Source organism: Acinetobacter sp. ACNIH1, assembly GCF_002934695.1.
Lineage (GTDB): Bacteria > Pseudomonadota > Gammaproteobacteria > Pseudomonadales > Moraxellaceae > Acinetobacter > Acinetobacter variabilis.
In genome coordinates this window covers 1,401,173-1,414,210 of sequence record NZ_CP026420.1, presented here as the reverse complement: position 1 = coordinate 1,414,210, position 13,038 = coordinate 1,401,173, and the positions used below count along the sequence as shown (strand labels likewise).

Here is a 13,038-nt window from a genome sequence, read left to right as displayed (position 1 = left end):
ATCAATTTATGGGAGCAGAATTTTGAGGTGAGTGGCGATGTATAAACTATCGACCCAGCCTTTTTATTATGGAAAATGCCCAGCTCATGGTGACTTCTTAAAATCCCAAGGCCAGCATGGGCTGATTCAATCTATAGACCGTTGGATCAGTAAAGCGCTTGAATATGCGATGCAGTCTAACAATTTCAAGCAGTATTATATCAAATTGCCATCTTTAGATTTTTTCCTAGTCAATCTTCAGGTAGGTCAGTTTTTGGTGGCAAACCTGATCAGCAGTGAAGATTATTCAGGCCGTCATTTTCCAATGGTTTTAGGACAAGTTATTGAAACGGATCAGTCTCATGAAAACTTGATGTATTTAACTTACCGGTTTAAACCGACGCTGATCGAGCTTTATCAGCGTAATCGGGTGATACGCTCGATTCAAAGTCCGGATATTTTATTGGATAAATTAAGTAAATTAACAGATCAAAGTTCGGTATATAGTGCTGAAGATGTTCAGCATTTTTATGATATGCAGACATTGAATTCGCTGGCTAGGCTCATGGGGGGTACAGTATATGAACTGGTACAAACACTGATTGCACTCGGATTATTACTGCAACCCATTATTCAGCAGGGTACAGACCGGTTAAATAAAATTCTGATTTTACCTATTCATAATGTGCCCTATTGCTATGAAATCGCTGCATTTTGGATCAATCTGATTAGCCTGTTTATACAGAAACAGTCTAGTCATTTATTTATTGGATTGTTGCATGCAGATCAACCGGTTTTATTATGTGGCTTCCAAGGTACTGATAGTATAGCTTTGGGCGATATTTTTAATCAAAATATGCAGAGTCAGCATTGGGTGTCCTTGGTGCACGCGGCTTGGATTGATCCTTATCTAGAACAAAATGCAGGACTAGCAGTGTTAGAACAAATACTGAATCAACAACGGATGAGCCTGACTAATATTATTCAAATTTTTAAACAAACATTTATTGAAGAATAAGATGAAAAAAAAGAACTATATTGACCCAATAAAAATACTAATAAGTGTCTTAGGGCTAAGTACAAGCTTTATGATTTTTGCTCAACCGATTGTGATTGAAGGGGTAGTGCCAAATGAGAAAATAAAGACTGAGATTTTGGCTAAAGCTTATAGCATTTATGGACAGCAAAATGTGGTGGATCAGATTCAGGTTCGCCAGGTTACAACACCGAGTGACTGGATAAATACAGTAACGAAAGTGATTAATGATGATCTTAAAAAGGTGAAACAGGGCAATTTAACGGTAAAAGGAACAGAGATTAAGCTGACAGGAAAATTGCCCAACTCTGAAGATTTACAAACAACTCAAGTTAAATTTCAGGTGGTGTTTCAAAAAGTATGCTGAAACAAAGCAGGTTGAATTTTGATAAAATAGAGAAATGCGAATAACTCTAGAAATCAAATGTCCAACCTGCCTCAGTGACAGTATAAAGAAAAATGGCATCAAAGTAGATGGGAAACAAAACTATCAGTGCAAAGACTGTAAACGTCAGTTTATTGGTGACCATGCTCTGAGCTATCTAGGATGTAATTCAGGCATTACTCGAAAAATATTACAGTTGATGGTCAGAGGTAGTGGTATACGAGATATCGCTGAAGTTGAGCGAATCAGTATCGGTAAAGTTTTACGTACTTTAACCGAATCGACCTACCAAATTCAGCCTAAACAAAGTCATTATGAGTCTCTTGAAGTTGATGAGTTTTGGACTTTCGTGGGAAATAAAAATAATAAACAATGGCTTATTTACGCCTACCATCGAGAAACAGGTGAGATTGTTGCTTATGTTTGGGGTAAAAGAGACTTAGCTACAGTTCAACGATTGAAGACAAAGCTTAAACAATTAGGTATTCACTACACCCGAATTGCAAGTGATCATTGGGACAGTTTCATCACTGCTTTTAAAAACTGCAAGCAAAGTATTGGTAAATTTTTTACTGTAGGTATTGAAGGTAATAATTGCAAAATAAGGCATCGAATTAGGCGCGGTTTTAGAAGGAGTTGTAATTTTTCAAAAAAGATTGAAAACCATTTTAAAGCTTTCGACTTAACCTTTTTTTACATCAATAATGGCTTCATTTAATGTCAGCATACTTTTTGAAACACCACCAAATTTCAAAGTTTGATACCAGTAAATTTTCGCTTAAATACCCAGTTTTCACTGAATCAGGCAGAACAGCAGATTATTGATGCTGTATTAAAAAATCGTATTATTGAATTTGAATCTGGTAGTGCAATTTTAGCGGCATCAGGGGTGCAGATTTTAGATGAAATGGCAGTTGTATTGAAACGTGTGCGTGGAAAAAAGGTCAAGATTTTAGGGCATACAGACAGTTCTGGAGATGCTGATAAAAATATCATCTTGAGTCAGCAACGTGCAGATGCGGTTAAAACTTATCTAATTCATAAGAATATTCCGGCTGAATCTTTAAGCACTGAAGGCCTTGGTTCGAATAAACCAGTTGCTGATAACACAACTTCCGAAGGGCGTAAAAAAAATCGCAGAATTGAGTTTGAGGTGCTTTAATAAGAAGAGTGAGTAGTCAAAAAATTTAAAAATATGAACGGATTTTTAGAATAAGCCAAAAAGTTATGCTTAAAAAAGAAACAATATGGAGTTTTAAAATTTAGAAATGAACTCAAGGTTAGAAAACGCATCATAAATAAGCATTATTGAAATTTAAGTTTGAAAAGCCTGCACTTTTTTGAGGTTTTATAGTCTAATTAATTGATTTTCAGCCTCAGACTTTATTTTCTATTTTAGGGCAACATGTATTTATTGGTGCAAAATTTAATCTCTATTTTTATTCGAAGTAGATAATCATAATGAAATTCAGTGGTTTAAAATTATAAATTAAAAGTGGCACAGTATTTGAATAGCTTCTCTCAAATTTTCTAAAAAAGCCTAACTAGGGTTGGAGAGAAGTAAATGAAAGTCGAACAAAAAAAGTTTTCTAAAAATTTAATTGTTGCTGCGATGTTGGGGACACTGACTTTAACAGGTTGTTCGAAGTCGCCTGAAGATAAAACGGCCGCTACCTCTGAGCCGAAAGCAGCTGCAACTAGTGGGGAAACGATTAAAGTTGGTATTTTGCATTCTTTATCTGGCACGATGGCCATTTCTGAAACTTCATTAAAAGATACAGCAATGATGGCGATTAATGAAATCAATGCCAATGGGGGTGTCTTAGGTAAAAAGCTTGAACCGGTTATCGTTGATCCAGCATCTGACTGGCCACTATTTGCTGAAAAAGCACGTCAGCTCATCACTCAGGATAAAGTTGCTGTTATCTTTGGTTGCTGGACTTCAGTATCGCGTAAATCGGTATTGCCAGTGGTTGAAGAGTTAAACGGCTTATTATTCTATCCAGTCCAGTACGAAGGACAGGAACAGTCTAAAAATATTTTCTATACCGGTGCTGCGCCTAACCAGCAAGCGATTCCGGCTGTTGAATATCTGATGAGTGAAGAAGGCGGTAAAGCAGAACGCTTTGTCTTACTAGGTACCGATTATGTTTACCCACGTACCACCAACAAAATTCTCCGTGCTTTCCTGAAATCTAAAGGCGTCGCTGATGCTGACATCATGGAAGAGTACACACCATTTGGTCATAGTAATTATCAAACCATTGTCGGTAACGTGAAAAAATTTGCTGCAGGCAAAAAGACTGCGGTGATCTCAACCATCAACGGCGATTCAAACGTACCGTTCTATCGTGAATTGGGTAATCAGGGCATTAAAGCTTCTGATATTCCGGTGATGGCATTCTCTGTAGGTGAAGAAGAGCTTCGTGGTATTGATACCAAGCCATTGGTCGGTCATTTAGCGGCATGGAACTACTTCATGTCCGTGAAAAATCCTAAAAATACCGAATTCAGCGGTAAGATGAAACAGTATGCAGTGGAATACAAACTGCCTAATGCAGATAAGTTTGTAACCAATGACCCGATGGAAGCGACTTATGTCGGTATCAATATGTGGAAACAGGCGGTAGAAAAAGCCGGTTCTACTGAGGTAGATAAAGTTCGTGAAGCAATGGCAGGTCAGACCTTTGATGCACCATCTGGTTATCAGTTACAAATGGATGCTAACAACCATCATTTACATAAACCGGTGATGATTGGTCAGATTCGTGGCGATGGTCAGTTTGATGTGGTTTATAAGACACCGAAAACCATTGCTGCTGAGCCATGGAGCCCATACATTCCTAAATAATTTTCTCCGAAGCCTGCTGCTTCGGCAGTAGGCCTTTCTTGTTTTTCATTTCCCGGACGGGATAGCGTTAAATATATAAATAGGGAGGGCACTCATGTCCACTCGCCTAAATCTCGCGGCCATTTTTTTAATTTTGAGTCAGTGTTTATGTCTCAATATGGTGCATGCGGAAACTCAATCTAGCGAAACAACCGTATCACAATCATCTCAACAGTCACTTGATGCCATTCAGCAGTTTGTTCGTGGGGACTTTGCCACTCGTCGTGCTTTATTAAATCAGTGGCCAGCCAGTGTTGAACAACTTGATCAGCTGGCAGAATTTGTTGAAAAAGATCAGCTTTATACTGACAGTGCAGGCAATACTTATATTCTGGAAGCAGAAGACAAATTGGTCAGCTATCCGGATAAAAAAGCCGTTGAAACCTGGCCATCTGATGTAACGCAAATTACGTTGGTAAATACCTTACATAAAGCACTGACCTTCGGTTTAGCAAAAAAGAAATTAAATTCAGACGAAGCCTCTCAGCGACTTGAGGCGATTGATATTCTGGAAAGTAACTTGTCTGAACTTGATGCTCAAGCTATCAATCAGATGTATTTAAATGAAAAAAATAATACGGTTAAATCACGTTTTGCCCAGTTAAAAGCACGTCTGGATTATCAGTCTGAAGATGTGCTGACCAAAATAGAAGCGGCAGAAGTTTTAAAAGACTCCAATAGACCAGACGTTCTTGCACTGGTTGAAAATGAACTGGCTCAGCCAAATCTGCATCCCGATTTAAAAGCAGCGCTGGTCGATGCCAGAAGCAGTATCAAAACTCGAATTCAGGCCAGTGAATGGGCTGGACATGTATTTTCCGGTTTAAGTACTGCCAGTATTTTATTGCTTGCGGCTTTAGGATTAGCCATTACATATGGCTTGCTCGGTGTCATTAATATGGCGCATGGCGAGCTGATCATGATCGGGGCTTATACCACTTATGTAGTGCAAAGTTTCTTTAAATCCCATTTTAGTGGTTGGGTAGATTGGTATCTGATTGCAGCGATTCCTGCGGCATTTATTGTCAGCGCAGCGATTGGCATGCTGATCGAACGTAGCGTGATTCGTCCTTTATATGGCCGTCAACTGGAAACCTTATTGGCAACCTTTGGCGTGAGCCTGATCCTGATGCAAGTGGTGCGGATGATCTTTGGTGCACAAAATGTCGAAGTGTCCAATATTTCATGGCTTTCAGGCGGGATCTCGATTACTCCAAGCCTGATGCTACCTTATAACCGTATCGCAATTATTGTCTTTACTATTGGTGTCTTACTGTTGCTGGTTTATCTACTCAATAAAACCCGTTTTGGTTTATTTGTCCGTGCCGTAACGCAAAATCGTCAGATGGCTCGTGCTGTCGGTATACGATCCAGCCGAATTGACATGATGGCATTTGGTCTAGGTTCAGGTCTTGCCGGTCTTGCCGGTTGTGCCTTGGCGCAAGTGGGTAATGTGGGGCCAGATTTGGGCCAGAACTATATTATTGATGCTTTCCTTGTGGTTGTTGTCGGTGGGGTTGGTCAAGTATGGGGTGCAGTTCTTGCCGCTTTGGGACTAGGTGTCAGTGGTACCGTACTGGAAATTGGTATGAGTGCAGTATTGGCGAAAATTATTCTCTTGGTTCTTGTGATTTTGTTTATTCAGAAACGTCCACAAGGTTTGTTTGCCATTAAAGGACGCTTTGTGGAGTAAGCCTATGAAAATCACATCATTACTTTCAGATAAACCTTATAGCACACTCGCAATTGCGATCTGTTTTGTTATTTTACTGGCCTTGCCATGGCTGCATTTATTGCCAGCAGATTCGAGCCTGCATCTGTCTGCTTATTGGGTCACTTTGATCGGCAAGATCATGTGCCTAGCGTTGGTGGCGTTGGCGCTTGATCTGGTCTGGGGCTATGCCGGTATTTTAAGTTTAGGTCATGGCCTGTATTTTGCCTTGGGGGGGTATGCCTTTGGCATGTACTTAATGCGTCAATCAGCAGGCGATGGCTTGCCTGACTTTATGCGTTTTTTGAGCTGGACTGAGTTACCCTGGTTTTGGGTGGGGACCAATCATTTCTGGTGGGCCATGATACTTGTGGTTCTGATACCAGGACTGATTGCTTTTATTTTCGGCTTCTTCGCTTTCCGCTCCAAAATCAAAGGCGTTTACTTTTCGATTATTACTCAGGCGATGACCTTTGCGGCAGCGCTTTTATTCTTCCGTAATGAAACAGGCTTTGGCGGGAATAACGGATTTACCGGTTTCAAAACCATTTTAGGCATGGACATTACCTCAGCACCAATGCGTGCTAGCCTATGTTTTATCACGGCTCTGGTGTTATTGCTGTGCTTTGTTGGTCTACGCCATTTAATGAATAAACCTTATGGTCGTGTGCTTGGCGCAATTCGTGATAGTGAAAATCGTCTGCAATATTTGGGTTACCGCACCTTATGGTACAAGCTTTCAGCCTGGGTATTATCTGCTGTGATTGCAGGTATCGCTGGTGCACTGTATGTACCACAAGCCGGGATTATTAACCCAAGCGAAATGAATCCAGTGAACTCGATTGAAATGGCAGTCTGGGTAGCGGCTGGTGGTCGAGGTACCTTGATTGGGCCGATTCTGGGTGCAGGCTTAATTAATGCAGTAAAAACTTATTTTACTGTCGCTTATCCGGAAGCATGGTTACTAATTCTGGGGGCATTATTTATTGTGGTCACCATCTTCCTGCCTAAAGGTTTGATTGGTTTATTCGACCGTTTTAAAAAGGAGCGTAGCGAATGAGTGAAATTTTACAACCTCATGGCGGCCATGCTTCTGAAGGCTATGGCCGACCAAAAGAGCAAGGGCCAGATTTTAGCCATGGGATCGCACTTTATCTGGAAAAAGTCAGTGTCTGGTTTGATGCTTTCCGTGCCTTAAATGATTTATCGCTGTATATCGAAGAAGGTGAATTGCGCTGCATCATTGGGCCAAACGGCGCGGGTAAAACCACATTGATGGATGTCATTACTGGGAAAACCCGTCCTACTGAAGGTTCTGCATTTTTTGGCCAGACCTATAATCTGGCGAAAATGAGTACTGAAGAAATTGCCGAAGCTGGCATCGGGCGTAAATTCCAGAAACCGACAGTGTTTGAAAATTTTACCGTGATGGAAAATCTGCTCTTGGCTGCACCTAAAGATAAACGGGTGAAAAAAAGCTTTTTCAGCAAGCTCGATCCGGATGCACAAAATGCCTTGGATGAATCTTTACAGCAGATCCGCTTGCAGGAATTTATTCACAAACCTGCAGGGCTTTTATCTCACGGCCAGAAACAATGGTTGGAAATTGGCATGCTGCTGATGCAACGTCCAAAACTGATTTTACTGGATGAACCAGTGGCAGGGATGACTGATGCTGAAACTGAACGGACTGCTGAACTGTGTCTGGAACTGAAAAAGAATCATACCCTGGTAGTCGTCGAACACGATATGAGCTTCATCGATACTATTAGTGAGAAAGTCACGGTGCTGGCACAAGGGGCGATTCTGGCTGAAGGTACATTGGCAGAAGTACAGGCCAGTGAAGATGTTATTGAAAAGTATCTTGGGCGTTAAGGGGCTGACTGATGCTAGAAGTTAAAGACATAAATCAGTTTTATGGCGGTAGTCACATTTTACGTGATGTGTCTTTCAATGCGCCTGTCGGTGAGTGCTCAGTGGTTCTGGGTCGTAACGGCGTTGGTAAAACGACACTACTTAAATGTCTGATGGGGATTTTGCCCATCAAATCAGGTCTGATTCTTTTAGATGGCAAAGATATTGCCAAACTGAGTCCTGAACAGCGCGTTCGGGCAGGTTTGGCCTATGTGCCACAAGGTCGGGATATCTTTTCGACTTTAACCGTTGAAGAAAATATTCTGATTGGCATGGCGAAATTTAAAGGAACCAAAACTCGTAAAGTACCGGAACATCTCTATGAGATTTTTCCGGTATTAGAGGAAATGAAATATCGACGCGGTGGTGACTTATCCGGTGGCCAGCAACAACAACTGGCGATTGCCCGCGCATTGGCATCTGAACCGCGTGTGCTCATTTTGGATGAACCGACTGAGGGGATTCAGCCATCTATCATTAAAGATATTGGTCGGGTAATTCGTAAACTGGCTGATGGCGGTGAAATGGCGATTGTTCTGGTAGAACAGTTCTATGACTTTGCTGAAGAACTGGCAGATGGTTATACCGTTATGGCACGTGGACAAGTGATTGCTCAGGGTGTTGGAAGTGAAATGCCGGAAAAAGGGATTCGGGATCTGGTGGCGATTTAAACTCCCTCTCCCTGACCCTCTCCCAAAGGGAGAGGGAAAGACGCCTCTCTTTATAAAAGGGAGGTTTGGAGGGATTTATAAATATAATTAAATCTCTGTATTCTCACTCCATAAAAAATACATGCCATATTGTCCAGTTCGGAATTCTCCACCTGCAGATTTACCTTCATCTGTTAAAAAATGCTTTCCATTTTCATTGAGTGTTAGATAACCTTTGGCAATCAATTTCTCAAAAGTGTCTGCTGTTTTTAAGCCTAGTTTTGCTGCAAGCTTCGCTGTGGTCAGCTTCGTGAACGCTGTATTTTCTTCTGATTTATTCTCTTCAGTTGGGATGGTCTCTGCTTTTACCTCATCTAAAGTAATACGGACTTCATCACTAATTCGAATAATCCGTTGTGCTTCTTCATAAGCTTCTTTAAATACATCATTATCTTCGTACTTGCGGATTAGAATCCCCATTTCATTGTTATTCACTTGGCTAAATTCATAGAGATTCAGGCTTGAAATGATGCACTCTGATTCATTCAAATAGCATTTTGCATGTAGATTTTTACAAAAACTTAGACGCACATAATCCAGCTTTTGCATCCATTTAATTTCATCAGGATGCAGATCACTTTTACCGTAAACAATACGGATATCAATTTTTAGCCGATCTTTGTCTTCCAATAGCTCTTTAATACGATCATTGAGACGCAAATATGGACTAATTAAAATTAAACGCTCTTTGGCATTTTTAATAAGTTCTTCTAGAAAGAAATTTGTTCCGCTTGTGTTTAAAAATTTTGCCATTTATTTCTCATATTCTTATTTAATCATTGTAGAGATATTAGCTTAAATTTTTGAATCAAGAAAATAATTTAACTTACGGATTAGCTCAACAAAAAAATTTGAGATTTTATCTTTCATTCAATTTTAGATCTTCTAACAAACCAAGTTGGCACGATAACTGCTTTATTTTGATGCAAATTTTAAATGCTAAAAAATATTTGGTTTCAATTTGGAACAAATACAGGATTTATCAGCATCAGTAGGGTAGTTATGAAAATTTATACGCAACGTTTGGAAAACATTGCACCAGAAAGTGATTTTGAGTCTCTTGAACTCACATTCGATACACGACAAAAGAGCCGTTTTCGTGCAACTTTAAAAAATGGTGTCGATATTGGTGCAGATTTACCACGTACTGGAATCTTGCGTAGTGGTTCTTTTATAGCAACTGCACAGGGTGACATTCTTCGGGTCGATGCGAAACCTGAAAAATTGATGCAGGTGACTACAAACAATAGCTTTGACTTATTAAAAGCAGCCTATCACCTAGGGAACCGTCATGTTCCTCTCATGTTAACACCTACTGCATTGTACTTTGAACCGGATCATGTACTGGCTGAAATGGTGCAGGGTTTAGGCCTTGAAGTTCAGGAAGTCATGCACCCATTTGAACCAGAAAGCGGTGCTTATGCACAGCATCAGCATGACCACCGTTTAAGCCCAATCAAGGCTTTACATCATGTCCATCACTAATGCATCTCAGCTACTCAGCTTGCTGACTCTATCTTCAACGGCATTGCCGATTGGAGCGTACTGTTATTCGCAAGGGGTGGAAAGTGCGATTGAAAAAGGCATGGTACATGATGAAGCCTCTTGTGTGAGCTACTTCCAGGAAGTATTGGAAATGCTGCTGGTGCGTTTTGAGCTTCCAGTACTCAAGCGTCTGGTAGAGACTTTTGATGATGCAGAACAGTTTCAGTATTGGGCAGAACTGTATCGAGCCAGCCGAGAATCCAAAGAATTACTGGCTGAATCTCAGCAGTTGGCATTTTCCTTGAATGCATGGATTAGAGATGTTTTAAAACAGTCCCCGAGCGTAAAAAAGCAATTAGGGTTTGTGCCGGTGTATGCACATTTATGTGGTGAACTGGGTTTAGATCTTGCAGATGTATTAACTGCTTATAGCTTTACAGTTTTGGAAAATCAGGTGCTGGCAGCAGTAAAAACCATCCCACTCGGGCAAATGAGTGGGCAGCGGATTATTTGGCAATTACATCAGGAAATTCCTGAAGCTGTACAGGCAGCACTAGCTTTGGACGATCATGAAATCAGCAGCGCATTACCGCAATATGCCATGTTGAGTATGTCGCACGAAACCCAGTATTCACGCTTATTCCGGTCTTAGTTTTCAGATTAGAACAGCAGTAAAAAATTTGAAAAGCATCATTAAAACTGATGCCCAGAAAATGTAATAAAGGAAATCAACATGTCAGAACGTAGTCCATTACGCGTTGGAATTGGTGGTCCGGTTGGATCAGGTAAAACTGCTTTAACCCTGAATTTATGTCTTGCACTGCGTGAAAAATACAATATGGCAGTGGTGACCAATGACATCTACACCAAAGAAGACTCGAACTTTTTAACCCGGCATGAAGCGATGTCGCCTGACCGCATTGTCGGTGTAGAAACAGGCGGCTGCCCACATACTGCGATTCGTGAAGATGCGTCCATTAACTTGGCTGCGATTGATGATTTGTGTGAAAAGTTTGATGGGCTGGAGCTGATCATTATTGAAAGTGGTGGCGATAACCTTGCGGCAACCTTTAGCCCGGAATTATCTGATCTCACTTTATACGTGATCGATGTTGCCGGTGGCGAGAAAATTCCACGTAAAGGCGGTCCCGGTATTACCAAGTCGGATCTGCTGATTATCAATAAAACGGATTTGGCGCCAATGGTCGGTGCCAGCCTCGAGGTGATGGATCAGGATGCGAAGCGGATGCGTGGCGATAAACCATTTTTATTTTCTAATATGAAAACACAAGATGGCTTGAACGAGATTATCAGCTTTATTGAAAAACAAGGTTTATTTAAGTCTTAAGGGGAAATTCATCATGCGTCTATTCAAACAGTTACTGGTCGCAGGTATTGCTGCTTTACCTATGTTGGCAATGGCTCACGCGGGACATGACCATCACAGTGGATTCTGGTCTGGCTTTGTCCATCCTTTTACCGGTTTAGATCACCTGATGATGGCGATTGCCTTTGGTGTATTGATGTGGACTGCAAATCAACGCTGGAAAATTTCGGGTCTCATCGGTCTGGCAGTAGCGATGGTTGCAGGCTTTGTGCTCGGTAGCAAGGGTCTGCTTTCAACTTCACTGGCTGAGTCAGGCATCATCGCTTCACTGGTCATTTTAGCTGTTGCGCTGTGGACTAAATCGAATAAGGTTTTGCCTGTCGCTGCAATCTTATTGGCCAGCTTCCACGGCGTGGCGCATGGAAGTGAATTGGGACAAGGCGGACATGTATCCCTATTAATTATTGGCATGGTTTTAGCAATGGCTTTGATTTATGGCGCAGGCTTGGCTCTGGGTGCATTCGTAAAAAAATATGTGCCTTATGGCAAGCAGATCGTTGGTGGTCTAGCTGCAGTTGTTGCTGTCATTGGCCTAGCTTAATGCCTGGAAAATCATTTTCAGATGAAATTGAGTTGATTTGTTGATGCATGAACTGGCAGAAAAAAGCACACAGCAGAACTTATGGTATGCACGTCTGGAAATGGGATTTCAGGCGCAGCAACAGACTACGCGAACCATTTTGCAGCACCGCAAGCATCATGGTCCGGTACGCATCCAGAAAATGTTATGGCCTGAATCTAACGGAATCTGTCATGCCATTATCGTGCATCCGCCAGCAGGGATTGCCGGTGGGGATCATCTCACTTTTGATATGCAGGTGGATGCCAATGCCCATGCTTTGGTCACAACACCGGGTGCGGGTAAATGGTACAGAACCAATGGCAAGCAGGCTTTTCAGCACATTCATATCCGTTTAAATGACAATGCCATTTTTGAATGGCTACCTCAAGAAACTATGCTATTTGATGGGGCTAATGCCAGTTCCGAAACAATCGTCCACTTAGATACAGCAGCCAGTTTTATTGGTTGGGATATGCTGGTGATCGGCCGTCAGGCACGAGATGAGCAGTTTGTACAGGGGGCTTATCAAAACCGTTTTCAACTTTGGCGCAAAGACAAATTGCTGGTCGTAGATACTTTGAATTTTAAAGGTAATGACCGTTGGCTCAGTTCGTGTCTAGGTATGAATGGACATGCGGTGATGGGCAGCTTCTGGGCTGTACCGCCTGAAAAATACCGTGCGAGTTTTTATCTGGAACAACATCTCGATTTAATTCGTGAGCTCATTATGCGGATGGACGTACCGGTTACCTTGACCTTGCTTGGCGATGTAATCAGCGCCCGTTTTCTGGGAGATGATGTTCGTCAATGCCATGATGGCTTTGCCGCGATTCGCGCCCGTTTAAGACGATATTGGTTCGATCTGGATGAAGCATTTCCGAGAATTTGGCGGACGTAATCCTTTAATTCCCTCTCATTATAGGAGAGGGTTAGGGAGAGGTGATTAAACATTTATTAAAACCCTCCCTCTAACTCCCTC

General features: G+C 41.5%; 14 protein-coding genes and 1 pseudogene. 14 read left to right on the top strand and 1 reads right to left on the bottom strand.

The annotated features are described in order from the left end of the window. Positions 1-37: 37 nt before the first annotated feature. The 9 genes and pseudogenes from tagF (at position 38) to urtE (ending at position 8,586) form a co-directional block, all read left to right on the top strand. Complete coding sequence (tagF, locus tag C3F22_RS06975; protein WP_004785883.1) at positions 38-997, top strand: type VI secretion system-associated protein TagF; 960 nt, start codon at positions 38-40, stop codon at positions 995-997. A 1-nt stretch (position 998) separates the two neighbouring features. Next, on the top strand, positions 999-1,382 hold the full coding sequence (locus C3F22_RS06970; protein ID WP_228203582.1) for a hypothetical protein: 384 nt from the start codon (positions 999-1,001) through the stop codon (positions 1,380-1,382). 34 nt (positions 1,383-1,416) lie between these two features. Next, positions 1,417-2,118 carry an IS1-like element ISPa14 family transposase gene (locus tag C3F22_RS06965; RefSeq protein WP_001223318.1) on the top strand — a complete coding sequence of 234 codons (702 nt, stop codon included), beginning with the start codon at positions 1,417-1,419 and terminating at the stop codon, positions 2,116-2,118. A gap of 21 nt (positions 2,119-2,139) precedes the next feature. Then, positions 2,140-2,562: pseudogene (locus C3F22_RS06960) on the top strand (OmpA family protein); the annotation flags it as partial. A 450-nt stretch (positions 2,563-3,012) separates the two neighbouring features. Next, a complete protein-coding gene (gene urtA, locus C3F22_RS06955; protein ID WP_376745101.1) occupies positions 3,013-4,251 on the top strand; it encodes an urea ABC transporter substrate-binding protein in 1,239 nt (412 codons plus the stop codon). Positions 4,252-4,345: 94 nt separating this feature from the next. Continuing rightward, entirely contained in the window at positions 4,346-5,983 is a 1,638-nt protein-coding gene (gene urtB, locus C3F22_RS06950) for an urea ABC transporter permease subunit UrtB (protein WP_104426146.1), read from the top strand. A 4-nt stretch (positions 5,984-5,987) separates the two neighbouring features. Further along, positions 5,988-7,061: an urea ABC transporter permease subunit UrtC gene (gene urtC / locus C3F22_RS06945; protein WP_004785875.1), complete on the top strand. Its 1,074-nt coding sequence runs from the start codon at positions 5,988-5,990 to the stop codon at positions 7,059-7,061. Further along, entirely contained in the window at positions 7,058-7,876 is an 819-nt protein-coding gene (urtD, locus tag C3F22_RS06940; RefSeq protein ID WP_004785873.1) for an urea ABC transporter ATP-binding protein UrtD, read from the top strand. The genes urtC and urtD overlap by 4 nt, the downstream gene beginning before the upstream one ends. An 11-nt stretch (positions 7,877-7,887) precedes the next feature. Next, positions 7,888-8,586, top strand: coding sequence for an urea ABC transporter ATP-binding subunit UrtE (gene urtE / locus C3F22_RS06935; protein ID WP_004785871.1), 699 nt, complete (start codon positions 7,888-7,890; stop codon positions 8,584-8,586). An 87-nt stretch (positions 8,587-8,673) separates the two neighbouring features. Here urtE and C3F22_RS06930 read toward each other — a convergent pair whose 3' ends face one another. Then, positions 8,674-9,378 (bottom strand): phospholipase D family protein, encoded by a 705-nt coding sequence (locus tag C3F22_RS06930; RefSeq protein ID WP_004785869.1) that lies wholly within the window; start codon positions 9,376-9,378, stop codon positions 8,674-8,676. Between the two features lie 249 nt (positions 9,379-9,627). Between C3F22_RS06930 and ureE the strand changes: the two genes are divergently transcribed. From ureE to C3F22_RS06905, 5 genes are all read left to right on the top strand, one after another. Then, entirely contained in the window at positions 9,628-10,110 is a 483-nt protein-coding gene (ureE, locus tag C3F22_RS06925) for an urease accessory protein UreE (RefSeq protein ID WP_004785867.1), read from the top strand. Continuing rightward, entirely contained in the window at positions 10,097-10,762 is a 666-nt protein-coding gene (locus C3F22_RS06920) for an urease accessory protein UreF (protein WP_004785865.1), read from the top strand. The genes ureE and C3F22_RS06920 overlap by 14 nt, the downstream gene beginning before the upstream one ends. A gap of 81 nt (positions 10,763-10,843) precedes the next feature. After that, positions 10,844-11,458 (top strand): urease accessory protein UreG, encoded by a 615-nt coding sequence (gene ureG / locus C3F22_RS06915; RefSeq protein ID WP_004785864.1) that lies wholly within the window; start codon positions 10,844-10,846, stop codon positions 11,456-11,458. A gap of 13 nt (positions 11,459-11,471) precedes the next feature. After that, positions 11,472-12,038, top strand: coding sequence for a HupE/UreJ family protein (locus C3F22_RS06910; RefSeq protein WP_004785862.1), 567 nt, complete (start codon positions 11,472-11,474; stop codon positions 12,036-12,038). Between the two features lie 43 nt (positions 12,039-12,081). Beyond that, positions 12,082-12,957, top strand: coding sequence for an urease accessory protein UreD (locus C3F22_RS06905; protein WP_004785860.1), 876 nt, complete (start codon positions 12,082-12,084; stop codon positions 12,955-12,957). The last annotated feature ends 81 nt before the right edge of the window (positions 12,958-13,038 follow it).

What these genes read in the sequence shown, in the direction of transcription:
- tagF (WP_004785883.1), top strand. Translation starts at nt 38, where the DNA reads ATGTATAAACTATCGACCCAGCCTTTTTATTATGGAAAATGCCCAGCT.
- C3F22_RS06970 (WP_228203582.1), top strand. Translation starts at nt 999, where the DNA reads ATGAAAAAAAAGAACTATATTGACCCAATAAAAATACTAATAAGTGTC.
- C3F22_RS06965 (WP_001223318.1), top strand. Translation starts at nt 1,417, where the DNA reads ATGCGAATAACTCTAGAAATCAAATGTCCAACCTGCCTCAGTGACAGT.
- urtA (WP_376745101.1), top strand. Translation starts at nt 3,013, where the DNA reads ATGTTGGGGACACTGACTTTAACAGGTTGTTCGAAGTCGCCTGAAGAT.
- urtB (WP_104426146.1), top strand. Translation starts at nt 4,346, where the DNA reads ATGTCCACTCGCCTAAATCTCGCGGCCATTTTTTTAATTTTGAGTCAG.
- urtC (WP_004785875.1), top strand. Translation starts at nt 5,988, where the DNA reads ATGAAAATCACATCATTACTTTCAGATAAACCTTATAGCACACTCGCA.
- urtD (WP_004785873.1), top strand. Translation starts at nt 7,058, where the DNA reads ATGAGTGAAATTTTACAACCTCATGGCGGCCATGCTTCTGAAGGCTAT.
- urtE (WP_004785871.1), top strand. Translation starts at nt 7,888, where the DNA reads ATGCTAGAAGTTAAAGACATAAATCAGTTTTATGGCGGTAGTCACATT.
- C3F22_RS06930 (WP_004785869.1), bottom strand. Translation starts at nt 9,378, where the DNA reads ATGGCAAAATTTTTAAACACAAGCGGAACAAATTTCTTTCTAGAAGAA.
- ureE (WP_004785867.1), top strand. Translation starts at nt 9,628, where the DNA reads ATGAAAATTTATACGCAACGTTTGGAAAACATTGCACCAGAAAGTGAT.
- C3F22_RS06920 (WP_004785865.1), top strand. Translation starts at nt 10,097, where the DNA reads ATGTCCATCACTAATGCATCTCAGCTACTCAGCTTGCTGACTCTATCT.
- ureG (WP_004785864.1), top strand. Translation starts at nt 10,844, where the DNA reads ATGTCAGAACGTAGTCCATTACGCGTTGGAATTGGTGGTCCGGTTGGA.
- C3F22_RS06910 (WP_004785862.1), top strand. Translation starts at nt 11,472, where the DNA reads ATGCGTCTATTCAAACAGTTACTGGTCGCAGGTATTGCTGCTTTACCT.
- C3F22_RS06905 (WP_004785860.1), top strand. Translation starts at nt 12,082, where the DNA reads ATGCATGAACTGGCAGAAAAAAGCACACAGCAGAACTTATGGTATGCA.